The sequence below is a fragment of the Planotetraspora thailandica genome (genome assembly GCF_016863335.1).
Classification (GTDB): Bacteria; Actinomycetota; Actinomycetes; order Streptosporangiales; family Streptosporangiaceae; genus Planotetraspora; species Planotetraspora thailandica.
Map to the genome: position 1 here is coordinate 88,196 of NZ_BOOR01000004.1, position 19,590 is coordinate 107,785.

Genomic DNA, 19,590 nt, shown 5'->3' on the forward strand with positions numbered 1-19,590 from the left:
CGAATCCTGCGCCGTCCGGCGTCGTTCCGTGAAGACGAAACGCGTGACGATTGGACGACCGCGCCGGCGGGCACCGTTCGGGGGCGTAGGGGGAGGACACGCCGTTGATCAGCGAGGTGGCGGCGCCGGATACGGCTCCGATTCCGAGGGCGCTCAGAAGTCTCATGCCGTGTCTACGGGCTTCCCGACTTCTCGTACCGATACCGGACAGAATTCACCTTCTGTCCGGTATCGGTATCTATAAGGCATTGATGAAGGCTTCTGCCTCTTCTTGTCCCATTCCGGTTTCGCCGCGCACGAGGAAGATCGCCTGTTCCGTACGGCCGGCCGCCTTGAGTTCGCGGACGCGGGAGGCGAGGTCGAGCCGGGAGGGGGTGGCCTCCGGGACGGGGCGGCCGGCGGCCAGTGAGTCGGCGACGGCTTTGGCCTCCTTGAGGCCGATTCCGGTCTCCGCCCGGATGATTTTGATCGCTTCGATCTTCTTGCCCGCCGCCTGGAGCTCGCGTACCCGTTTCTGCAAGTCCGCGGAGATGGCCGGGGCCAGGCCGGGCGAACGCCAGCCGAGCGAGGTGTCGGGCCGGGCACCGGTCCGGGCGGCGGCGACCAGAACTACGAGCAGGATCACAACGAGAAGGGCGATGAGAAGAAAAATCATCATCTCTGGCCAGCCGAGGGCGAACATGCCGTGATCGTACATTCGTTAACCCCCCTGGGCGTGATCATGCAGAAGTTCGGCGACATGCCGTGTGACCTGCGGAAACTCGTATCGTGATCATGCAGTAGTTCGGATGTAACCCTGTCTGCCTGCATGAATGCGTTTCGTGATCATGCACATCGCGAAGCCCTGCCGTCGTCCGGCCGTGCATGATCACGATGTACATGTGACCAGCTCGGCGCGGGTTTCGCCGAACTTCTGCATGATCACGAAACGCGTACGGCCAGCTCGGGGCATCCTCCGGCGAACTTCTGCATGATCACGCCAAAGGGGGTGGGTGGCCTGTGATCGTGATTGTGATCATGGCCAGGGGGTCATAGTGGAATGCTTGATAAGGGACATTATGTCAAGTTAGCACTGTCAGGCCGCTCGCTTGACGACCAGCTCCGCGGTCCGGTCCCAGAGCCGGCGCGCGAGGTCGGCGTCGTCGGCTTGGGGGTTGTTGCGGCGGGCCGGCTTGCCGCCCTCGTAGTAGACACCGGACTGCCAGTCCCTGCCGGGGGTTCCCTCGGCGAGCCAGACCATCTGGCGGGCGCCCTTCTCCGGGCTGGCCATGAAAAGCCGGCCGGCCCGGCTGGTGTAGACGGCACGCATGAAACTGGTGCTGCCGGACGCGAAGCTGGTCGCGACCGCGCCGGGGTGGAACGCCGCCGCGGAAAGGCCGTGGGAGTGGAAGCGGGTGTGCAACTCCTTGGTGAACAGGATGTTCTCCAGCTTGGCGGTGCCGTAGGCCTTGTGCGGCGTGTAGCGGGCATCGTGGTCCAGGTCGTCGATGTCGAGTTGCCCGAACAGCCGGGCGCCTGAGCTCGAGGTCTGGATGACGGACGCCTTGCAGGCCAGGAGCTTCTCCATGAGCAGGTTGGTCAGCAGAAACGGCGCCAGATGATTGATCTGCAGAGTCTTCTCGAATCCGTCGACGGTCTTGTCGCGGTCGCCGAACACTCCCCCGGCGTTGTTGACGAGTACGTCGATGTGCGGGCAGGCCGAGTCGAGGTCCTCGGCCAGTTTGCGGACGTCGTCGAGGCGGGTGAAGTCGGCGATGAAGTGGTCGGCGCCGAGCTCGGCGGCCACGGCGGCGGTCTTCTCGGGCGAACGGCCGACGATGACGACGCGGTTGCCGTCCATGTGGAGCTGGCGAGCTCCAGCGGCGCCGATGCCGTCGCTGGAGCCGGTGATGACGATGGTCCGGGACATGGTGGATGGGTGGCCTTTCGGGGAAGCGCCGCCTGTCGGATGCGGCAAGCGCGCGTGACACCATACGCCAGAGTTGGCACTGAATGCCAACATCGGCATCGTGCATTACCATTGCGGCGTTATGGTCGATTCCCAGCCCGGTCTCCGTGAGCGCGCACGCCGGGCGATCCAGAAAGAGATCACCGAGGCCGCGCAGCAGCTGTTCGTCGACCGCGGCTACGAGGCGACGACGATCGACGACATCGCCGAGGCCGCCGGGCTGTCGCGACGCAGCGTCTTCCGCTACTTCTCCAGCAAGGAAGACATCATCGTCGGCAAGTTCGCATTCATCGGTGAGACCATCGTTGCCATCCTGCGCGACCGCCCCCTGGACGAGGCGGTCTGGCGGTCACTGCGGCTGGGGCTCGACGTACTCGTGCCGTACGTTGACGACCCAGACAAGCAAGACATGGCCGAGTCCATGCAACGCATTGTTTTTGCCTCGCCGGCCCTGCTCGCCAGTTATTTGGAGAAGCTGGAACGCATACAGATCGCGTGTGACCACGTTCTTCGCGACCGAGCCGCCGCGCGAGGCGCTCCGGTGGCGCCCGCCGACCCACGGCCGCGTGCCGTCGTCGGCGCCGCGTTCTCCTGCCTTCTCGCCGCGCAGCACTCCTGGCTGGCCGACAGTGGAAGACAGGCCTTCGCGGCATGCCTCGACGCCGCGATGACAGCGCTCGCCCCGGTCGAACCCCAGCCCGACTCCTGAGCTCTCAGGACGCTTCGTTCACGAGGGAAGGCGGATCACGCGACCGCGTGGTCGGTCACCGGCCGATTGAGGCGGGCGAATCCTTCCTGCCGGCGATACGGGAAGTACGGGTAAGGCGCCGTCCTGACGCTTGCCGTGTCGAGCTTGGCCATCTGGCTGGGTGTGAGCCTCCAGCCGACGGACCCCAGATTCTGGCGGAGCTGCTCCTCGTTCCTGGCCCCGATGATGACGGACGACACCGTGGGCCGCTGGAGCAGCCAGTTGATCGCGATCTGGGGAACGGCCTTGCCCGTCTCCTCCGCGATCTCATCGAGCGCGTCGACGACCTGGTAGAGGTGCTCGTCCTCAATCGGTGGGCCGTAGTCGGCGGTCCGGTGCAGCCGGCTCTGAGCCGGGAGCGCGCTGCCGCGGCGCACCTTGCCGGTGAGCCTCCCCCACCCGAGGGGGCTCCAGACAACCGCGCCGACGCCTTGGTCGAGGCCGAGCGGCATCAGCTCCCACTCGTAGTCCCGGCCGACCAGGGAGTAGTAGACCTGATGGGAGATGTAACGGGGGCGGCCGCGCTCATCCGCGATCGCGAGCGACTTCATCAGCTCCCAGCCGGAGAAGTTGGAGGCGCCGACGTAACGCACCTTGCCCGCCCGCACCAGATCGTCGAGCGCGGACACGACCTCCTCGACCGGCGTTCCGGCGTCGAAGGCGTGCAGCTGGAACAGGTCGATGTAGTCGGTGCCCAGCCGGCGGAGGGCGGCCTCGCACGTCCTGACGAGGCGAGAGCGTGAAGCGCCCGCGTCATCAGGGCCCTCCCCCATCGGCAGGCCGGTCTTGGTGGACACGATCACCTGGTCGCGCCGTCCCCTGATCGCCTCGCCCAGCACCTCCTCGGACGCGCCGTTCGAGTAGACGTCGGCCGTATCGAACATGGTGACGCCGGCGTCCAGGCAGATGTCCACGAGGCGGCGCGCCTCGCGGCCATCCGTGTTCCCCCAGTTGCCGAAGAGGTCTCCGCGGCCGGCAAAGGTGCCGGCGCCGAAGCTCAGCACGGGGACCTTGAGCCCGGATACGCCCAATCGTCGGAATTCCATCGCGAACCCTCTCCTGTGTGACACTAACGGTTCCGCAGTCCCGTTAAGATGGTCCGCAGTGTAACAGAGCAAGCCGCTAAATGAAACTGGAGTCCCGTTATGGCCGTTGAGAGTGCGGAGCCTGGGACCACGCGGCCCGGAGGGCGCACCGCGCGGGTACGGGAGGCGGTTCTGCGCGCGGCCGGGGACGCCCTGGCCGAACAGGGCTTCGCCCACCTGGACCTCGCCGACGTCGCGCGGCGCGCGGACGTGGGCAAGACGACGGTCTACCGCCGCTGGGGAACGGTGACCGGCCTGGTGGCCGACCTGCTGAAAGACATGGCCGAGCAGTCGCTGCCGCGAACGGAGACGGGCTCCCTGCTCGGCGATCTGAAGGCCAACGCCCGGCTCGTGCATCGCACGCTGACCGACCCTCGCCAGGGAGAGCTGTTCAAGGCGCTGATCGCGGCCGCGACCTGCGACACCCGGACGGCCGACGCCCTGCACCACTTCTACCGAACTCGGATCGAGGAATGGGCGCCGTGCGTGCGCCAGGCCGTCGGGCGAGGCGAGGTGCCTGCTGGAACCGACCCGCACGAGGTGATCCGGGCCGTGTCCGCTCCCCTCTACTACCGCCTACTCGCCAGCGGCGATCCCCTCGACCAGGCCGCCGCCGACCGCGCCGCCGAGGCGGCCGCCGCCGCGGCGCGCGCGGGAGCGTACGTCCGGCATGCGGCCCCGGAGGGGATGACCGGCCAGGCGCGCACGGAGGATTCTCAGCAAGCGGACGGGTGACGCTCGTCTTCCTGGGAACCGCCCGGCGTCACGTGCCGGCTGGGTGGCCGAGGCGGCCGTCAGGGCTGGGCGGGTGACCCGGGTGGTGGGCAGCGCCGCTGGAGGTCGGTGAGCAGTTTGTCGAGCAGGGCGCTGAGTGTGGCGCGTTCGGGCTGGGACAGGCCTTCGACGAGCGTGGCCTCGCGGCCGAGCACCTGGTCGACCGAGCGCTCGATGAGCGCGTGGCCCTCGGGGGTCAGTGAGACCAGGACGGTTCGGGGTGCCGCTCCCCCGGGTGCTCGCCGTACGAGCCCCTGCTGCTCGGCCCTGGCGACGCGCTGCGAGATGGCGCCTGCGGTCACCAGCGTCCGGCGCGCTATCTCACGCGTGCTGAGCGTGTACGGCGGGCCGGAGCGGCGGATGACCGACAGCAGGTCGAGGGTGGCCGCGTCGATGCCTGCGGCGCGCAGGACGCGGCCGCGGTCGTCGGCGAAGAGCTTGGCGAGCTGCCAGATGGGGGTGACGATCTCGATCGAGTCGGTCGGGGTCTGCGGGCGTTCCCGTCGCCAGGCCGCCGCGATTTCGGCGGCGCGGTACGTCGGAGGGGTGTCCCCCTCGGGGGTTGATTCGGCCATGGCGCAGACCTCTCGTCACCCTCAGCTATATTTAGCGCTAAATATTACCATCGGGAGGGTTTGTGACTCGCATTGTGCTCGTCACCGGAGGGACCAGCGGGATCGGGCGCGCCATCGCCGCGCGGTTCGCGGCCGAAGGTGCGGAGGTGGTCGTCACCGGCCGCCACGTCGACACCGTGCAGAGCACGGCGAAGGAGTTGAGTGTGCGCGGTGCCGTCTGTGACGCGACCGATCCGGCGCAGGTCGGGGCGCTCGCGGAGCGGCTGGATGACAGGTTGGACGTCCTTGTCAACGCGGCCGGCGGGCTGGGTGTTGCGCCGGCGGGAGGGGCGCCGCTGGAGGCGCTGCTGGCGCGGTGGCGGTCGGACCTGGATTCGAACCTGCTCAGCGCGGTCCTGACCACCGCGTCGGTGCAGGACAGGCTGGTTCGGGGCGGCTCGATCATCAGTGTCGGGTCGATCGGGGCCGAGCGCCGAGGGGGCTCGTACGGCGCAGCGAAGGCGGCTCTGGGGGCTTGGAACGCCTTCGTGTCAGCCGAACTGGGCCCGCGCGGGATCACCAGCAACGTCATCGCTGCGGGTTACATCGCCGGCACTGGCTTCTTCCGTGGGGGGCTGACCGAGGAGCGCAGGGATGCGCTGGTGGCGGAGACGCACAACAAGCGGGCGGGTTCGACCGGCGACGTCGCCGAGACGGCGTTCTTTCTTGCCTCGGCGGGGGCGCGGCACATCACCGGGCAGACGATTCATGTCAACGGCGGCGCGTTCACCACGCGGTGAGTGCGGGCCGTCGCCGAGCGGTGGCAACGCGGGTGGAGGGTTGATGCTCGAGAGGGCCTCGCGGTTCGCCGCGGGGCCCTCTCCTCGTGTGGTCTTCCGGTGTCATCCGGCCTGGTCTCCCGGCGGGATGGCGGAACTCTGTCCGCCGACGCCGGTTCCGTGGCCGGACCTGCGCCTGCCGTACGGCCGGCCGGTCCTGCGGTGGAGCCCGACCCGCTCGTGCGCGGGTTCCTTCTTGAGGGCGAGTTCTTCGGCGCGGTGGGTCGTGCTGATGCCGACGCCGAGGGGTGACGAGGCGGTGAGGTCGGTGGAGGGCACTCCGTGGCGTTCCACGTCGGAGACTTCGCGGCCTGGCCCCTGGTCCGGGGGCGGTTTACGGAAGGCGCGGTTGCCCGCGCGGACGACTTCTTCGCTGGCCCTGCCGACGTCGGGTGAGAATCCGTGCTGGTGTTCGCCTTCGAATCGGCCGGGCTTGCTGGTGTCCTTCATGTCCTACTCCCCCGGGTCGGCGGATCTACCTCAGCAGATCCGCGGTAGCGGGTCACCGACCAGCAGGTCGACGATGCGGGTGCCGCCGAAGGTGGTCTTCAGCAGGACGAGGCCGGGCGGGTCGTCGTTGACCTGGCCGACGATGGCGGCGTCGCGGCCGAGCGGGTGTTCGTGCAGTGCGGCGAGTGCCGTCTCCGCGCATTCGCGGGCCACCACGGCGACCATCCGGCCTTCGCAGGCGACGTAGAGCGGGTCGATGCCTAGGAGTTCACATGCCCCCCGCACATCCGGACGAACCGGAATTATGTCCTCATTAACGATGATCGCCACTTTCGATGCCTCGGCGATCTCGTTGAGCACGGTGGCCACTCCCCCGCGGGTGGCGTCGCGCAGGCAGCGGACCTGCCCGTCGTCGCAGGCGTCGAGGAGGCCGGCGGCCAGGTCGGCCAGGGGTGCGGTGTCGGAGGTGAGATCGGCTTCGATGTCGAGCTCTCCCCTGGCGAGCATGATCGTGATGCCGTGTTCGCCGATGGGGCCCGACACGATGACCGCGTCGCCGGGCCGGGCAGCGGCGGCGCTGAGGCGGGCGGGGCGGTCGAGCGTGCCGACGCCGGAGGTGATGATGTAGCAGCCGTCGGCCTTGCCCCTCTCGACGACCTTGGTGTCGCCGGTGACGATCTGCACGCCGGCGGCCTGGGCGGCGGCGGCCATGGAGGCGGTGATGCGGCGCAGGTGCGCGACGGGGAAGCCTTCTTCGAGGATGAAGGCCGCGGACAGGTGCCGGGGCCGGGCGCCGCACATGGCCAGGTCGTTGACGGTGCCGTTGACGGCGAGGTCGCCGATGTCGCCGCCCGGGAAGAACAGCGGGGTGACGACGAAGGAGTCGGTCGTGAAGGCCGTTTCGCCGATGTGCGCGCCGTCGCCGAGGGGTTCGAGCAGCGGGTTGCGGAAGGCGTCGAGGAAGACCGCGTCGATGAGGCTGTGGGTGGCCTTTCCGCCGGCCCCGTGGGCGAGGGTGATGTGCTCGTCGCGCACGCGGGGCCTGCTGCGGCGGGTGCGTTCGATGCGCAGCAGGACCTGCTCTTCCAGGCTGGTGCGGGTCGGCTCGGTCATCGCCGGGTCGCCTCCTTGACGCGTTCGCGGGTGAAGCGCCCGAAGTTGTAGTAGGCGGCGCATGCCCCTTCGGAGGAGACCATGCAGGTGCCGATCGGGGTCTCCGGCGTGCAGGCGGTGCCGAAGACTTTGCACTCCCACGGCTTGAGTACGCCTTTGAGCACCTCTCCGCACTGGCAGGAGGTGGGGTCGGCGACGCGGCCGCCTGGGATCTCGAAGATCTGTTCCGCGTCGTAGCGGGCGTACCTGTCCCCCACTTTTAGTGCGGAGTGGGAGATGAATCCGAGGCCGCGCCATTCGAAGTGGGGTCGCAGCTCCATGACCTCGTCGATGGCGGCCAGGGCTTTGGGATTGCCGTCCCAGGGGACGACGCGCGCGTACTGGTTTTCCACTTCGGATCGGCCCTGGGCGAGTTGTTCGAGGATCTGGAGCACGGAGTGGAGGATGTCGAGGGGTTCGAATCCGGTGACGACGAGGGGTTTGCCGTAGTCGCGGGCGATGAACTCGTACGGCCGGCAGCCGATGACGGTGGAGACGTGGCCGGGGCCGATGAAGGCGTCGAGCCGCAGGTCGGGCGAGTCGAGGATGGCCTTGATGGCCGGGATGATCGTGACGTGGTTGCAGAAGACCGAGAAGTTGGTGATGCCTTCGGCGTGGGCGCGTAGCACGGTCATGGCGGTGGAGGGGGCGGTGGTCTCGAAGCCGATGGCCATGAAGACGACCTGTTTGCCGGGGTTCTCTTTGGCGATCTTCAGGGCGTCGAGGGGTGAGTAGACCATGCGGATGTCGGCTCCGCGTGCTTTGGCGTCGAGGAAGGATCCGTCGCCGCCGGGGACGCGCATCATGTCGCCGAAGGAGGTCATGATGACGCCGGGCTGGTGGGCGATGTGGATGGCGTCGTCGACGCGGCCCATCGGGATGACGCAGACGGGGCATCCGGGGCCGTGGACGAGGGTGACTTCGGGCGGCAGGTAGTCCTCGAGGCCGTGTTTGTAGATGGTGTGGGTGTGGCCGCCGCAGACCTCCATGAATTTGTAGGCGCGGCCGGGTTCGCACAGTGCGGTGATGCGGGCGGCGAGGGCCCTGGCGGTGTCGGCGTCGCGGTATTCGTCGACGAATCGCATGATGGTCGTCACCCCTGTTCGATCATGGATTGGCGTAGGGCCGCGATTTCGTCGTCGTAGGCCTGGCCGATGCTTTCGAGGAAGTCGAGTGCGGCTTTGGCCTCGGTTTCGTCGATTTTGGACAGGGCGAAGCCGACGTGGATGAGGATCCAGTCGCCGGGGGCGACGGTCTCCTTGTCGAGCAGGCCGATGTTGATCGCGCGCCGGACGCCGCTGACGGCGACCATGGCGAGGTCGGGCCGGTCAGGCAGGATTTCCACGATCTCGCCGGGGATCCCCAGGCACATGGGTGGCCTCCGCCATCTGGATGGATTCGAGGATGAGGTCGTCGCCGCCGTCGACGTCGATGTCGGTGCCGCCGCAGCTGGGGCAGGTGACGTACGGGTCGGGTGACGTGGTGGTGCTGCCGCAGGATCGGCAGGTCAGCTGTGCGGGCACGATGACCAGGTCGACGTGGGCGCCTTCGGCGGGCGACCCTTCGGCGACCAGGGTGAAGGCCTGGTTGATCGCGGGTTCGGTGACGCGCAGGAGCGCTCCCGCGCGGACGCGGGCCCGCCGTACGGGGCGGCCGGCGGCGCGGTGTTCGATCGCGGACAGGATGGCCTCGGCGATTCCGTATTCGTGCATGGGTGCCTTCTTCCGGGTGACGGGGTCACATCTTGCGGATGACCATGTAGCGCCTGAGGTCGGGTATGGCGCGGTAAATGAGGATGCCGGCGCTGACGAGGACGGCTCCGACGATGAGGCGTTTCATCATGGGTTCTCCTGGTGGACGGGCCCGGTTTCTGCGAGGTGCTGGTGGATGAGCTCGGTGACCATGTCGGCCGCTTTGGGCACGGCTTGGGCGACGGTGGCGGTGAGGTCCATGCCGGGTGAGATGTCGGCGGGTTCGCAGCCGACGATGAGCACTTTGGCGGCGGTTCCGTCGCCGAAGGTGCCGGCGAGGGCCAGGACGGTCTCGGGGGTGAGGGCGTGGGCGTCGGGCAGGGCGGCGGCGTGGGAGGCGCCGGGTGCCGGGCCGGGGGTTCCGGTGTCGGGTTCGAGGACGTAGAGGGTGCCGGGCGGGCCGCCTCGGGTGGTGGCGTCGACGAGGATGGTGAGGTCGTAGCCGCCGCCGGTGAGTTCGTAGGCGAGGTGGATGCCGCGGATGCCGAAGTCGGCGACCGTGGCCTGTTCGGGAAGGTCGGCGCCGTCGAGGTGGCGGGCGACGGCGACGCCGAAGCCGTCGTCGCGAAGGAAGATGTTGCCGACGCCGGCGACCAGGATCTTCATGCGGTCGTCTCCTCGGTTTCGTCGTCGAGTGGTTCGACCTCGTCGGGTGCGAAGTAGAGGAAGCGGCCCTGGGTGCGCTGCAGGTCGGCGGCGGGGTCGTCGGCGAGGGTGACGGCGAGGTGGCGGGAGCCGTCGACGTCGAGGAAGACCGCTTCGACGTGGGCGACCTTGCCGGTGAGGAACATGTCGTGGGCGTCGGCGCGGCGTTCGCCGGGGTTGAGCCTGACGCGGCTGCCTTTGGCGACGGGCACTCCGGAGACGGTGACGGTGTCGGTCTCCGGTGAGGTGCGGGCGTCGGCGCCGGGGTCCCACCAGGGGGTGCCGGGAGTGCCGTCGGGCGGGTCGCGGAATCCGGGGAAGCCGGCGAGGACTCCCCCGGTCGGCGGTGTGCCGAGGCTGCGGATGGCGCCGTGGAGGCGTTCGACGAGTTCTGGGGGCAGATCGCGAGCTCTGCGGAGGATCTCGGCGGCGCGCGGGTCGGTCGCGGCGGCCTCGCGGGTCTCGGCGTCGGTGAGCGTGATCGCGCGCAGGTGGAGCATCTCGTCGATCTCGGTCGCGTCGAACATGTCGCCTTGGCTCTCCGGCGCGATGTCGGGGTAGTCGTAGAGGATGATCGGCGAGGACAACATGAGGTCGTGTTCGCCGGGGTTGCCGACGAGGACGGGCCAGACGTGCTGGTTGTGGCAGGTTTCGGCGGCGTGGCGGGCCCATTCGGGCGGGTCGATCAGGGAGACGAAGCCGCCGTGCGTGGTGCCGAGGATCAGGTGTGTGGCGATCAGGGAGCGGTGCAGGGCCTGGTCGCGGGATGCGCCGGGGTGGTCCCAGCGGGTGGCGTTCCTGACCTCGACGCGGAGTTTGATCAGTCCGTACGGCCCGGCCTGCTCGGCCGCGGATACGCGCAGCCGTGCCTGGAGGGGTTGCTGGTCGGTGACGACGCGGCCGAGGTATTCGGCGGCGAGGTCGACGGGCATGGCGGGAATGGGTTCGGTGGCGTGTTCTCCGGCGACCTGGACGTCGACGGAGTGTTCCTGGGCGAGCAGGTCGCGCATCGGCAGGACGGTTTCGGCTTCGCGTTCGGTGGCGTCGTCGAAGCTCAGGTAGACGGTCTCGCCGTCGGTGAGTTCGTGGACGGGCTGGTGGGCTCCCCCGCCGGTGTGCTGCTCGACCTGGCGTGACCTGAGGTGGAGGAAGCGCAGCCGCAGGTGGAGGTCGGCGTCGCCGGCGTTTTCGAGGAGGCATTCGGTGACGCTTTTGGATGGTTCGGAGGTGGCGGTGTATCCGGGTGGGACGAGCACGCCGAACTGCCAGCGCAGCTGGTTCTTGGCCGCGGAGGCGCGGTAGGGGTAGAGGAGGTAGCCCTCGTAGAGGACGGCGTCGGCCACGCGCCTGGCGATGTCCATGGGGACGCTCATTTGCCGGCCTCCCTGAGTCCGCGCGCCTCGTTGAGGAGCATGGTGATGGTGTCGTCCCAGGTCGGGGCGGCGTGGTCGGTTTTGTAGCGGTGGAGGGCGCGCAGGGTGTCGCGGCGCAGCATCAGCCAGCCGGTGCCCGGAAAGTAGCGGTCCATGAGTTCGCGCCAGGCGGCGACGGGCAGCCGGTGGCGGGTCTCGCAGTGCCACGGCACCTGCCGTACGGCGAAGCCTCCGGGGGTGCGGGTGAAGACGGTGCCGCTGAACAGCAGGAGGAGGGGGATTTCGCCGTCGTCGAGTGCGGCGAAGTATTTGCCGGCGGCGACCTCCAGGTCGTAGCTGAGCGGGACGGGCACGTCGATCTCGGTGGATCCGGTGAAGGCGGGCACCATGACGGAGACGGCGGCGAGCTGGAGGGGTTTGAGGGTCTCCCCCCAGCGGGACGGTTCGCCGAACAGGTCGCTGAGCAGCCGGGCCTCGTCGGGGCCGTATCTGCGGCGTTGGGGTTCGATGCGGATCTGGCAGTGCAGCAGGATGCCGTGGACGGGTTCGGGGTCGGTGACGCGCAGCCGGAAGGTCATGGTGGGTGAGGCGGCATACGGCTCGGGCTGTGCGTTGAGGCATTCGAAGGCGGGCTCGTGGGCGGGTGTGGGGTCGCAGGAGTTCATGCGGGCGCGCCTCCCTGGCCGGTGGGGGTGGGCGTGCCGCGGCGGGCGAGGTCGGCGAAGAAGCCGTCGATGGCGGCCCAGGCTTCCTGGCCTCCGCTGAATCCCTTCCAGTGGCGGCGGACGAGGCCGACGAGTTCGTAACACGTGGAGATGGGCACGAGGTGGCAGGTGAAGCCGTCGGCGCCGCGGTCGACGAGCAGGGCTTCGACGTCGGGTTCGGCCGGGGGCAGTTCGGGGTTGGCGGCGAGCACGCGTTCCCACGCCGGGAGCGGGAGCAGCGACTGGGTGGCTCCGGCGGGGCTTGGATAGAAAACGACGGTGCGGCCGAGCGTGGAGTTGTGGAAGAAGAACGCCGTGCGGACGGGGATCTGCAGGTCCTCCCAGTCGGCGGCGGTCATCCGGAAGCGTGCGGCGTGGAGGTGGCGGCGCGGCACGGCGCGGTAGCGGCCTTGGGCGGCGGGGTCGAACAGCAGGTGGCAGCCGCGGCAGGCGCACAGGAGCGCTCGGGTTTCGACGTCGACGACGTGGGGGTGGTCCTCCCCCGCGGGCCCGGCGCACAACTCGCACCGTGCGTCCGCGGGGGTCGACACGGACGCCGGTGCGGCGCCTGGTTGGCCTGGTGGTTGGCGGAACCGGCGCAGTCCTTTGGCCGTCATGCGATGCCCTCCGTCGCCGCGCTGCCGTCGCGGATCGCGGTCGGCGCGGCCTGCTCGTCGGCGGGGCAGGGGCCGGGCGGCCTCCGCTGAATCTGCAGGAGCGGCCCGGCCGCAGGCGCGGGGTCGAGGCCTTCGACATCGACGCGGGTGACTTCGGGTGCGGCGCGGGTGACCGCCCGCTCGATCGCGCCCGTGACGGTGAGGCGTGATGAGGGGCAGCCGTGGCAGGTGCCTTCGAGGCGGAGCCTGACCACTCCGGCGGGGTCGACGCCGATCAGCTCCACCCCGCCGTCGTGCAGCCCGAGGTGCGGCCTGACCTGCTCGAGGGCGGCGTGCACGCGTTCGGCCGTGCCGAGCGGGTGCAGGTCGTGCACGATGAGCAGGCCGGAGACGAGTTCGTCGTCGGTCATGCGGCGCAGCACCTCGGCCGCGCCGGCGTCGGTGACGATCCGCATGACCTGTTCCAGGGCCTGGCCGTACAGGCCGACCAGGACGCGGACGAGCTCTTCGGCCTTGGCGCGGGCGGCGTGGGTGCCGAGGTCGGCGATGAGCCCCTCGACGCGGGCCGCGGTGGCGTCGACGTCCGTACCCTGGTCGGTCCCTGGGATGCCTCCCGGCGTGGAGGCGTCGCTGACTTCGGGCATGTGCCGCGTGGTCCTTTCTTTCACCGCGTGCCGGTCACCGCCCGTTGAAGGCGTGGGGGCTGTGCAGGGTGCGCAGCAGCTTTCCCTCGCCGAGGAACATGTGGACGCCGCAGGGCAGGCAGGGGTCGAAGCTGCGGATCGTCCGCATGATGTCGATGCCCTTGAAGTTCTCCGGGGTGTTCTCCTCGAAGATCGGCGTGTTCTGCACCGCGTCCTCGTACGGCCCGGGCGTGCCGTTGCTGTCGCGCACGCTGGCGTTCCACGGGGTCGGCGGGTACGGGTGGTAGTTGGCGATCTTGCCGTTCCTGATGACCATGTGGTGGGACAGGACGCCGCGTACGGCCTCGGAGAAGCCGCAGCTGATGGCCTCGTCGGGCACGGTGAACGGTTCCCATGTCTGGGTGTGGCCCTGCCGTACCTCGCCCAGGCCCTGCTCGGCGAAGTAGAGCGCGCAGGCGGCGACGTAGGCCTGGAAGTAGGAGCGGGCGCGGTTGCGTTCGATGGCGTTGGACAGGGGCTGGCCCTTGTGGTGCGGGATCTTCCACTCGAACGTGGTCTCCGGCTTGGTGGCCGTGCGCGGCAGGTTGATGAGCACGCTGTCGCCGGTGGCCTTGACGTAGCCGATGTCGACGAGCCCGTTGAGCGCGGTGGACCACATCCGCGCGAGGGGGCCGCCGCCGGTGTCGAGGGGCAGCATGTCGGTGCCGTCGAACCAGCGGGGTGACATGACCCAGCTGTACTTGTCGGTGAAGTCGCGTTTTTGCGGCCGCGGGATGGTGTGCTGGTTCCACGGGTGGCGGACGTCGACGGGGTTGCCGAGCGGGTCGTGGGTGACGAACGGCTCGGTGGCGCCGGCCCAGTCGTCGTAGTAGGAGCTGCCGAGCAGGATGCGGATGCCGAGGTTGATGTCGACGAGGTCGTTGGTGACGAGCCGGCCGTCGACGATCACGCCGGGGCTGATGAACATCTTGCGACCCCAGTCGCTCATGTTCTCGTAGGTGAAGTCGCAGTGCTCGGGGTCGTTGAGGCTGCCCCAGCAGCCGAGCAGGACGCGGCGTCTGCCCACTTCCTCGTAGCCCGGCAGGGCTTCGTAGAAGAAGTCGAACAGGTCGTCATGCATGGGGACGACCCGTTTCATGAACTCGATGTAGCGCATGAGCCGCGTCATGTAGTCGGTGAACAGCTGTACGGTGGCGACCGTGCCGACGCCGCCCGGGTAGAGGGTGGAGGGGTGGACGTGCCGGCCTTCCATGAGGCAGAACATCTCGCGGGTGAGGCGGCTCATGACGAGCGCTTCGCGGTAGAAGTCCCCTTCGAGGGGGTTGAGCGAGCGCATGATGTCGGCGATGGTCTTGTAGCCGTGGTCGGCGGCGTGGGGCGCCTCGGTGCGTTCGGCCTGGGCCAGGACGCCGGGGTTGGTCTCGCGGACCATTTTTTCGCAGTAGTCGACCCCGACCAGGTTCTCCTGGTAGATGTTGTGGTCGAACATGTATTCGGCGGCTTCGCCGCAGTTGATGATCCATTCGGCGAGGGCGGGCGGGCGCACGCCGTAGGCCATGTTCTGGTTGTAGACCGAGCAGGTGGCGTGGTTGTCGCCGCAGATGCCGCAGATCCTGCTGGTGATGAAGTGGGCGTCGCGCGGGTCCTTGCCCTTCATGAAGATGCTGTAGCCGCGGAAGATGGACGAGGTGCTGTAGCACTCGGCGACCTGCCGGTTCGCGAAGTCGATCTTGCAGTAGACGCCGAGGCTTCCGACGATCCTGGTGATGGGATCCCAGGCCATCTCGACGAGTTCGCGGCCTTGCTCCGATGAAGTCGTCATGTCAGCTCCAGGGCGCCTTGTATCCGGTGAGGAGCTCGCGGCCCTTCTTGCGCCACTTGGGCTCCTTGTCGACGGTTCTGAAGGTGATGCCGCGCAGCGTGCGGATGACCGAGCCGTACGCCTCGCTGATGGTGGAGGAGACGAGCGCTCCGGGAGGTTCGTCCATGAAGGGCATGAACTTGTCCGGGAAGCCGGGCATTGTGCAGGCGATGCAAATGCCGCCGACGTTGGGGCAGCCGCCCAGGCCGGCCATCCATCCGCGTTTGGGGACGTTGCACTTGACGACCGGGCCCCAGCAGCCGATCTTGACGAGGCATTCGTTCGTGCCGTACTCGGTGGCGAACTGGCCCTGCTCGTAGTAGCCGGCGCGGTCGCATCCCTCGTGGACGGTCTGGCCGAACAGCCAGGTGGGGCGCAGTGCCTGGTCCAGCGGGATCATCGGGGCCTGGCCGGCGAGCTGGTAGAGCAGGTAGAGCAGGGTCTCCGACAGGTTGTCCGGCTGGATGGGGCAGCCGGGCACGTTGACGATGGGCAGTCCGGCCTTGGAGCGCCAGTCCCAGCCGAGGTAGTCGGCCACGCCCATGCAGCCGGTCGGGTTGCCCGCCATGGCGTGGATGCCGCCGTAGGTGGCGCAGGTGCCGGCCGCGATGATCGCGGTGGCGTTGGGCGCGAGCCGGTCGAGCCATTCGGGGGTCGTCATGGGCTGGCCGGTGTCGGGGTTGTTGCCGAAACCGCTCCAGTAGCCCTCGCGCTTGAGCGCCTCGTTAGGGATCGACCCCTCGACGACCAGGACGAACGGGTCGAGCTCGCCGCGCGCGCCTTTGAAGAACCACTCGATGAAGACGTCGGCGCCCTGCATGGGGCCGGACTCGAAGTCGATCAGCGGCCAGTGCACGGCCACCTTGGGCAGGCCGGGAAACGCGCCGAGCACGATGTCTTCGATGCTCGGCTGGGTCGCGGCGGTGAGGGCCACGGAGTCGCCGTCGCAGCTCATGCCGGCGTTGATCCAGAGGATGTGGACGACCGGCTCTTCCTGCTTGCGCGTCTTGCCGGCTCCTGATTTCGTCGGCGCTGTCATGCCGCCTCCCCATCTCGATGCCAGGGTTCGAGCGCGTGCTGAACGAGCTCCCACAGCACGTGGTAGACCGTCGTCTGGGTTTCCTGGATGCGGTGCACCGATGACGACGGGACGACGAACAGGTGGTCGAGCACGCCGGTCTCGGCGAGCTCGGTGAGCCTTCCGCCCTGCCCTCCGGCCAGGCCGACGGTGAGCATGCCGCGGCGTGACGCCTCCTCGAAGGCGCGCACGACGTTGGCGGAACCGCCGCTGGTGGACAGGCCGAGCGCGATGTCGCCGGCGCGGCCGAGCGCGGCGAGCTGGCGGGCGAACACGACGTCGAAGCTCACGTCGTTGGACAGCGCGGTGACGACGGCGACGTCGCTGGTCAGGGACAGGGCGGGCAGCGGCAGGCCGTCGCCGGCGCACGGGCTGAGGAAGGTGGTGGCCACCTCCTGGGCGTCGGTGCTGCTCCCCCCGTTGCCGAAGGTGAACAGCCGGGCCCCTTCGGCGAACCTGGCGGCCATCTCCTCGGCGCAGTCGGCGATCCGCTCGCACGACAGCTCGGCCATCTCCTGGCGCAGCCGTACGATCTGCATGGCTTTTTCTTCCGAGGAGCGTGCCGCGCCGGCGAACACCGCGGGCTCCATGCCGGTTCCCCCGGGCGGCGCCTCGTACAGGAACGGGTACAGGCCCCGCAGCCCCGCGTGGCGCGGCCCGTCCCGTGCCGGCTCGTCACGGACGCCCATCGCCGTCCTCCTTCGGGAGTACGGCGATCGCCTCCTTGGCGTGGACGAGGATGCGGTCGCCGATGGCGGTCTCCACCAGGGCGACGCTGACCTCTTCGGATTGGCCGCCGACGTCCACCACGGCCATGTCCCGGTACAGCAGTCGTATGACCGTGACGGGCACGGCCTCGTCGGAGCATGTCACGCACGTGTCGGAGGCGTGGCAGCCGTCGGTCGGCTCGTTCATGTGAGGCCCTCCCCGGCCTGGTCGAGAAAGACGTGGACCAGTTCCCACAGCAGGTGATAGGTGGTGACGTGGACTTCCTTGACCAGCCGGGGGTCGGCCGAGGCGACGGCGATGAGATGGTCGGCCGCGGGGAGAGCCTGTGCGGGGGACGCCGTTCCGGTGAGGGCGCCGGTGAGTGCCACGGTGAGCAGGCCGAGCTCGTGTGCGGTCTGCAGGGCGCGGGCCACGGAGGAGCAGCGGCCGTCGCGGCAGACGCCCATGGCGATGTCGGCGGGGCCCGCCCAGTGGCGCACCTGGTGGGCGAAGGTCTCGTCGGGTCCGTCGCCGGAGCCGATCGCCGCGACGGTGGCGGCGTCGTTGCTGAGCGCCACCGCGGGCAGGGCGGCCTTGCCGACGATGACGGGGTGCATGAACTCGACGGCGACGTGCGCGGCGTCGGTGCCCGCCGCCCCGCCGCCGAAGACGACGAGCTTGCCGCCCGCGCGGAAGCGCGCCGCCATGTCGGCGGCGGCGCGGGTGATGAGCGCCGCGTCGCGCATGACGGCGACGCCCGCGGTCTGCCTGCGGGCGAAGGCCTCACGTGCGAGTTGCTGCATCGATGCGACGGGCATGGTGACGCTCCTTGACGGTAGTCGTCAGGCTACGCTGGGTGTTCGAGGACGAGATACCTCGAGCGTCACAACCCCGAGTAAAGCTCTTTTCGTGGACGTAGGTGTTTGTCTCCGGGCAGGCACCCCCCTTCCGGGCGTTCTCAGTCGAGGTCGTAGTCGAGGGTGTAGGTGTGGTGGCCGTCCTGGTTGACGATGCGGCCTTCGCCGCGCAGCCCTTCGAGTTGGCCCGTGCCGGAGGTGGGGACGATCAGCCAGCGCATCCACGGTTCGCCGTCGTCGCCCGCGATGTGCTGGAGGACGAACGTTCCCGTGCGGCCGTCGAGGGTGCCGTCGACGTGCTCGACGCCCACGTATGCGGCAGGGCCGGCGGCGGTGGTCACCGTCATGATCTCGGTGGTGCTGGTGCCGTCCAGGTCGCCGTGGAAGGTCTTGCCGATGAGGACGCGGCTGATCGTCGCGCCGGGTTTGTCGTGCGTGGCCACCTCCGTCCATTCGGTGAGGTCGAACGCGCCTTCTGCGCGGAGCTTTCCGGGCCGGGTCGTGTCGGTCATGCCGTGAAGTCTCGTGCCTGTTCCTGCCAGCCGGCGTCAGGTACGGGCGCGTGCTCCTCAGGCTCGGCCGCTCGGCAGTGGGCCGCCGAGGGCGCGCTCCATCGCCGCGACGTCCTGGTATTCGCGGACGTGCACGATCTGGCCGTCCCGGACCCTCAGCACGAGGATGAAGGGGGCCGACGCCCGGCGGCCGGTGGCAAGGACGGTCCCGCCGAGCCGGTATTCGGCGACGACGACCTCGGGGTCGCTCGTCTCGTGCACGACGACGTCGCTGAACTCCTCGAATCTGACGGGCAGCGCCGCGCGTCCCGCGCGGGCGACCGCTTCGAACGCGGCGCGGCCGTCGATCCGCCGGGGACGTTCCGGCGGGTTGAACGGCCATTCGACGACCACGTCGTCGGCCAGTGGGACGCCGCCCGTACCGGCGGAGCCGGACAAGATGCTCTGCTGCCATTGCGTGAACGCGTCGCGAGGGGTGAGGGTCATGGGTCCCGGTTTCCTTCCGTGGGAGGTGCCGCGGGCGCATATAATCGGAGTCGTGACTCCGATTAGAAAATACGGAGCGGCGACTCCGTTTGTCAATGGCTGAGGAGAGGCCGCCGCGCGCCGACGCCCTGCGCAACCGGGCGAAGATCCTCGACGCGGCAGAGGCGGTCTTCGCCGCACAGGGGCTGTCGGCCTCCACCGAGGACGTGGCGCGGCGGGCCGGCGTGGGGATCGGCACCGTCTTCCGGCACTTCCCGACCAAGGACGCGCTCATCGAGGCGGTCTTCCTGGGGCGTGTCCGCACGCTGGCGGCCAAGGCCGAAGCCCTGTCGGAGGCCGAGGCGGGCCCGGCGTTGTTCGCGTTCTTCGCCTACGCGGTCGAGCAGGCGGCCACCCAGAACGCCTACGCCGACGTGCTCGCCGAAGCCGCGTCAGCCGCCGCGCCTGCCGGCGAAGGGTCGCCACGGGAACCGGGGGCCTCTCCGGTCGGAGCGGAACTGGCGTCGGCGCTCGAGGCGCTGCTCGAGCGCGCCCAGCGGGCGGGAGCCGTGCGGTCCGACATCGGCGCGCCGGAGCTCATGGCGCTGCTGATCGGCGCGTCTCGGGCGGCGGAACGGGTGGGCCCGGACGTGCGGAATCGGACTCTCGCCATCATGTTCGACGGCCTGCGCCCTTTACGGTGACATCTTTGGGGCATCCGACAAGAAACTTATCTGAATACTGAAAACCGGGTCACTTCACTGCGTTGCATGACAGATGATCTGAGGCATGTGTTTTGCTCGGCCGCCCGCCAGGGCCGCGTCC

General features: G+C 69.1%; 26 protein-coding genes. 4 read left to right on the top strand and 22 right to left on the bottom strand.

What is annotated here, in order from left to right; genetic code table 11:
* Positions 1 to 238 precede the first annotated feature (238 nt).
* Both Pth03_RS42400 and Pth03_RS01300 read right to left on the bottom strand, forming a co-directional pair.
* A complete protein-coding gene (locus tag Pth03_RS42400) occupies positions 239 to 682 on the bottom strand; it encodes a ribosomal protein L7/L12 (RefSeq protein ID WP_373318473.1) in 444 nt (147 codons plus the stop codon).
* Positions 683 to 1,075: 393 nt separating this feature from the next.
* Positions 1,076 to 1,909, bottom strand: a complete 834-nt coding sequence (locus Pth03_RS01300; RefSeq protein ID WP_203942199.1) for an SDR family NAD(P)-dependent oxidoreductase — start codon at positions 1,907 to 1,909, stop codon at positions 1,076 to 1,078.
* A 73-nt stretch (positions 1,910 to 1,982) separates the two neighbouring features.
* On the opposite strand from Pth03_RS01300, the gene Pth03_RS01305 reads away from it, so the two are divergent.
* The gene (locus Pth03_RS01305) at positions 1,983 to 2,657 is read left to right on the top strand and encodes a TetR/AcrR family transcriptional regulator (RefSeq protein ID WP_203942200.1); all 675 of its coding nucleotides are present in this window, start codon (positions 1,983 to 1,985) and stop codon (positions 2,655 to 2,657) included.
* 35 nt (positions 2,658 to 2,692) lie between these two features.
* Here Pth03_RS01305 and Pth03_RS01310 read toward each other — a convergent pair whose 3' ends face one another.
* Positions 2,693 to 3,742, bottom strand: coding sequence for an aldo/keto reductase (locus Pth03_RS01310; RefSeq protein ID WP_203942201.1), 1,050 nt, complete (start codon positions 3,740 to 3,742; stop codon positions 2,693 to 2,695).
* A gap of 99 nt (positions 3,743 to 3,841) precedes the next feature.
* On the opposite strand from Pth03_RS01310, the gene Pth03_RS01315 reads away from it, so the two are divergent.
* The gene (locus tag Pth03_RS01315) at positions 3,842 to 4,516 is read left to right on the top strand and encodes a TetR/AcrR family transcriptional regulator (protein WP_203942202.1); all 675 of its coding nucleotides are present in this window, start codon (positions 3,842 to 3,844) and stop codon (positions 4,514 to 4,516) included.
* 59 nt (positions 4,517 to 4,575) lie between these two features.
* On the opposite strand, the gene Pth03_RS01320 is transcribed toward Pth03_RS01315, so the two are convergent.
* On the bottom strand, positions 4,576 to 5,130 hold the full coding sequence (locus tag Pth03_RS01320; RefSeq protein ID WP_203942203.1) for a MarR family winged helix-turn-helix transcriptional regulator: 555 nt from the start codon (positions 5,128 to 5,130) through the stop codon (positions 4,576 to 4,578).
* A 62-nt stretch (positions 5,131 to 5,192) separates the two neighbouring features.
* Between Pth03_RS01320 and Pth03_RS01325 the strand changes: the two genes are divergently transcribed.
* Positions 5,193 to 5,909 carry an SDR family NAD(P)-dependent oxidoreductase gene (locus tag Pth03_RS01325; RefSeq protein WP_203942204.1) on the top strand — a complete coding sequence of 239 codons (717 nt, stop codon included), beginning with the start codon at positions 5,193 to 5,195 and terminating at the stop codon, positions 5,907 to 5,909.
* 102 nt (positions 5,910 to 6,011) lie between these two features.
* On the opposite strand, the gene Pth03_RS01330 is transcribed toward Pth03_RS01325, so the two are convergent.
* The 18 genes from Pth03_RS01330 to Pth03_RS01410 all read right to left on the bottom strand — a co-directional run bounded on the left by Pth03_RS01330 (position 6,012) and on the right by Pth03_RS01410 (position 18,786).
* Positions 6,012 to 6,398, bottom strand: coding sequence for a hypothetical protein (locus Pth03_RS01330; protein WP_203942205.1), 387 nt, complete (start codon positions 6,396 to 6,398; stop codon positions 6,012 to 6,014).
* Between the two features lie 30 nt (positions 6,399 to 6,428).
* The gene (hypE, locus tag Pth03_RS01335) at positions 6,429 to 7,511 is read right to left on the bottom strand and encodes a hydrogenase expression/formation protein HypE (RefSeq protein ID WP_203942206.1); all 1,083 of its coding nucleotides are present in this window, start codon (positions 7,509 to 7,511) and stop codon (positions 6,429 to 6,431) included.
* Entirely contained in the window at positions 7,508 to 8,635 is a 1,128-nt protein-coding gene (gene hypD, locus Pth03_RS01340; RefSeq protein WP_203942207.1) for a hydrogenase formation protein HypD, read from the bottom strand. The genes hypE and hypD overlap by 4 nt, the downstream gene beginning before the upstream one ends.
* An 8-nt stretch (positions 8,636 to 8,643) precedes the next feature.
* Positions 8,644 to 8,895: a HypC/HybG/HupF family hydrogenase formation chaperone gene (locus Pth03_RS01345; protein WP_308442326.1), complete on the bottom strand. Its 252-nt coding sequence runs from the start codon at positions 8,893 to 8,895 to the stop codon at positions 8,644 to 8,646.
* Positions 8,879 to 9,262: a hydrogenase maturation nickel metallochaperone HypA gene (locus tag Pth03_RS01350; protein ID WP_203942209.1), complete on the bottom strand. Its 384-nt coding sequence runs from the start codon at positions 9,260 to 9,262 to the stop codon at positions 8,879 to 8,881. The genes Pth03_RS01345 and Pth03_RS01350 overlap by 17 nt, the downstream gene beginning before the upstream one ends.
* 25 nt (positions 9,263 to 9,287) lie before the next feature.
* Positions 9,288 to 9,392, bottom strand: coding sequence for a DUF6893 family small protein (locus Pth03_RS42405; protein WP_373318474.1), 105 nt, complete (start codon positions 9,390 to 9,392; stop codon positions 9,288 to 9,290).
* Entirely contained in the window at positions 9,389 to 9,907 is a 519-nt protein-coding gene (locus Pth03_RS01355) for a hydrogenase maturation protease (protein ID WP_203942210.1), read from the bottom strand. Before Pth03_RS01355 ends, Pth03_RS42405 begins: the two co-directional genes overlap by 4 nt.
* The gene (locus Pth03_RS01360) at positions 9,904 to 11,319 is read right to left on the bottom strand and encodes a hypothetical protein (RefSeq protein WP_203942211.1); all 1,416 of its coding nucleotides are present in this window, start codon (positions 11,317 to 11,319) and stop codon (positions 9,904 to 9,906) included. Before Pth03_RS01360 ends, Pth03_RS01355 begins: the two co-directional genes overlap by 4 nt.
* Positions 11,316 to 11,984: a DUF6084 family protein gene (locus tag Pth03_RS01365; RefSeq protein ID WP_203942212.1), complete on the bottom strand. Its 669-nt coding sequence runs from the start codon at positions 11,982 to 11,984 to the stop codon at positions 11,316 to 11,318. The genes Pth03_RS01360 and Pth03_RS01365 overlap by 4 nt, the downstream gene beginning before the upstream one ends.
* Positions 11,981 to 12,640, bottom strand: coding sequence for a DUF5947 family protein (locus Pth03_RS01370; protein ID WP_203942213.1), 660 nt, complete (start codon positions 12,638 to 12,640; stop codon positions 11,981 to 11,983). The genes Pth03_RS01365 and Pth03_RS01370 overlap by 4 nt, the downstream gene beginning before the upstream one ends.
* On the bottom strand, positions 12,637 to 13,284 hold the full coding sequence (locus Pth03_RS01375) for a NifU family protein (RefSeq protein ID WP_203942214.1): 648 nt from the start codon (positions 13,282 to 13,284) through the stop codon (positions 12,637 to 12,639). Before Pth03_RS01375 ends, Pth03_RS01370 begins: the two co-directional genes overlap by 4 nt.
* A 34-nt stretch (positions 13,285 to 13,318) precedes the next feature.
* Positions 13,319 to 15,106, bottom strand: a complete 1,788-nt coding sequence (locus Pth03_RS01380; protein WP_203942215.1) for a nickel-dependent hydrogenase large subunit — start codon at positions 15,104 to 15,106, stop codon at positions 13,319 to 13,321.
* 1 nt (position 15,107) lies between these two features.
* Positions 15,108 to 16,184 carry an NADH-quinone oxidoreductase subunit B family protein gene (locus Pth03_RS01385; protein ID WP_203942216.1) on the bottom strand — a complete coding sequence of 359 codons (1,077 nt, stop codon included), beginning with the start codon at positions 16,182 to 16,184 and terminating at the stop codon, positions 15,108 to 15,110.
* Positions 16,181 to 16,912 carry a D-sedoheptulose-7-phosphate isomerase gene (locus tag Pth03_RS01390; protein WP_203942217.1) on the bottom strand — a complete coding sequence of 244 codons (732 nt, stop codon included), beginning with the start codon at positions 16,910 to 16,912 and terminating at the stop codon, positions 16,181 to 16,183. Before Pth03_RS01390 ends, Pth03_RS01385 begins: the two co-directional genes overlap by 4 nt.
* A complete protein-coding gene (locus Pth03_RS01395; RefSeq protein ID WP_203942218.1) occupies positions 16,899 to 17,138 on the bottom strand; it encodes a HypC/HybG/HupF family hydrogenase formation chaperone in 240 nt (79 codons plus the stop codon). The genes Pth03_RS01390 and Pth03_RS01395 overlap by 14 nt, the downstream gene beginning before the upstream one ends.
* Positions 17,135 to 17,749 carry a D-sedoheptulose-7-phosphate isomerase gene (locus Pth03_RS01400; RefSeq protein WP_203942219.1) on the bottom strand — a complete coding sequence of 205 codons (615 nt, stop codon included), beginning with the start codon at positions 17,747 to 17,749 and terminating at the stop codon, positions 17,135 to 17,137. The genes Pth03_RS01395 and Pth03_RS01400 overlap by 4 nt, the downstream gene beginning before the upstream one ends.
* A 140-nt stretch (positions 17,750 to 17,889) precedes the next feature.
* Positions 17,890 to 18,300: a DUF3224 domain-containing protein gene (locus tag Pth03_RS01405; protein WP_203942220.1), complete on the bottom strand. Its 411-nt coding sequence runs from the start codon at positions 18,298 to 18,300 to the stop codon at positions 17,890 to 17,892.
* A gap of 57 nt (positions 18,301 to 18,357) precedes the next feature.
* Entirely contained in the window at positions 18,358 to 18,786 is a 429-nt protein-coding gene (locus Pth03_RS01410) for a nuclear transport factor 2 family protein (RefSeq protein WP_203942221.1), read from the bottom strand.
* A gap of 95 nt (positions 18,787 to 18,881) precedes the next feature.
* On the opposite strand from Pth03_RS01410, the gene Pth03_RS01415 reads away from it, so the two are divergent.
* A complete protein-coding gene (locus Pth03_RS01415; RefSeq protein ID WP_203942222.1) occupies positions 18,882 to 19,469 on the top strand; it encodes a TetR/AcrR family transcriptional regulator in 588 nt (195 codons plus the stop codon).
* Positions 19,470 to 19,590 lie beyond the last annotated feature (121 nt).

Coding starts and splice junctions, on each gene's coding strand:
- Pth03_RS01400 (WP_203942219.1), bottom strand. CDS start 17,749: ATGCCCGTCGCATCGATGCAGCAACTCGCACGTGAGGCCTTCGCCCGC.
- Pth03_RS01350 (WP_203942209.1), bottom strand. CDS start 9,262: ATGCACGAATACGGAATCGCCGAGGCCATCCTGTCCGCGATCGAACAC.
- Pth03_RS01330 (WP_203942205.1), bottom strand. CDS start 6,398: ATGAAGGACACCAGCAAGCCCGGCCGATTCGAAGGCGAACACCAGCAC.
- Pth03_RS01410 (WP_203942221.1), bottom strand. CDS start 18,786: ATGACCCTCACCCCTCGCGACGCGTTCACGCAATGGCAGCAGAGCATC.
- Pth03_RS01360 (WP_203942211.1), bottom strand. CDS start 11,319: ATGAGCGTCCCCATGGACATCGCCAGGCGCGTGGCCGACGCCGTCCTC.
- Pth03_RS01310 (WP_203942201.1), bottom strand. CDS start 3,742: ATGGAATTCCGACGATTGGGCGTATCCGGGCTCAAGGTCCCCGTGCTG.
- hypE (WP_203942206.1), bottom strand. CDS start 7,511: ATGACCGAGCCGACCCGCACCAGCCTGGAAGAGCAGGTCCTGCTGCGC.
- Pth03_RS01395 (WP_203942218.1), bottom strand. CDS start 17,138: ATGAACGAGCCGACCGACGGCTGCCACGCCTCCGACACGTGCGTGACA.
- Pth03_RS01380 (WP_203942215.1), bottom strand. CDS start 15,106: ATGACGACTTCATCGGAGCAAGGCCGCGAACTCGTCGAGATGGCCTGG.
- hypD (WP_203942207.1), bottom strand. CDS start 8,635: ATGCGATTCGTCGACGAATACCGCGACGCCGACACCGCCAGGGCCCTC.
- Pth03_RS01370 (WP_203942213.1), bottom strand. CDS start 12,640: ATGACGGCCAAAGGACTGCGCCGGTTCCGCCAACCACCAGGCCAACCA.
- Pth03_RS42405 (WP_373318474.1), bottom strand. CDS start 9,392: ATGATGAAACGCCTCATCGTCGGAGCCGTCCTCGTCAGCGCCGGCATC.
- Pth03_RS01300 (WP_203942199.1), bottom strand. CDS start 1,909: ATGTCCCGGACCATCGTCATCACCGGCTCCAGCGACGGCATCGGCGCC.
- Pth03_RS42400 (WP_373318473.1), bottom strand. CDS start 682: ATGTTCGCCCTCGGCTGGCCAGAGATGATGATTTTTCTTCTCATCGCC.
- Pth03_RS01385 (WP_203942216.1), bottom strand. CDS start 16,184: ATGACAGCGCCGACGAAATCAGGAGCCGGCAAGACGCGCAAGCAGGAA.
- Pth03_RS01415 (WP_203942222.1), top strand. CDS start 18,882: ATGGCTGAGGAGAGGCCGCCGCGCGCCGACGCCCTGCGCAACCGGGCG.
- Pth03_RS01365 (WP_203942212.1), bottom strand. CDS start 11,984: ATGAACTCCTGCGACCCCACACCCGCCCACGAGCCCGCCTTCGAATGC.
- Pth03_RS01405 (WP_203942220.1), bottom strand. CDS start 18,300: ATGACCGACACGACCCGGCCCGGAAAGCTCCGCGCAGAAGGCGCGTTC.
- Pth03_RS01375 (WP_203942214.1), bottom strand. CDS start 13,284: ATGCCCGAAGTCAGCGACGCCTCCACGCCGGGAGGCATCCCAGGGACC.
- Pth03_RS01355 (WP_203942210.1), bottom strand. CDS start 9,907: ATGAAGATCCTGGTCGCCGGCGTCGGCAACATCTTCCTTCGCGACGAC.
- Pth03_RS01390 (WP_203942217.1), bottom strand. CDS start 16,912: ATGGGCGTCCGTGACGAGCCGGCACGGGACGGGCCGCGCCACGCGGGG.
- Pth03_RS01315 (WP_203942202.1), top strand. CDS start 3,842: ATGGCCGTTGAGAGTGCGGAGCCTGGGACCACGCGGCCCGGAGGGCGC.
- Pth03_RS01320 (WP_203942203.1), bottom strand. CDS start 5,130: ATGGCCGAATCAACCCCCGAGGGGGACACCCCTCCGACGTACCGCGCC.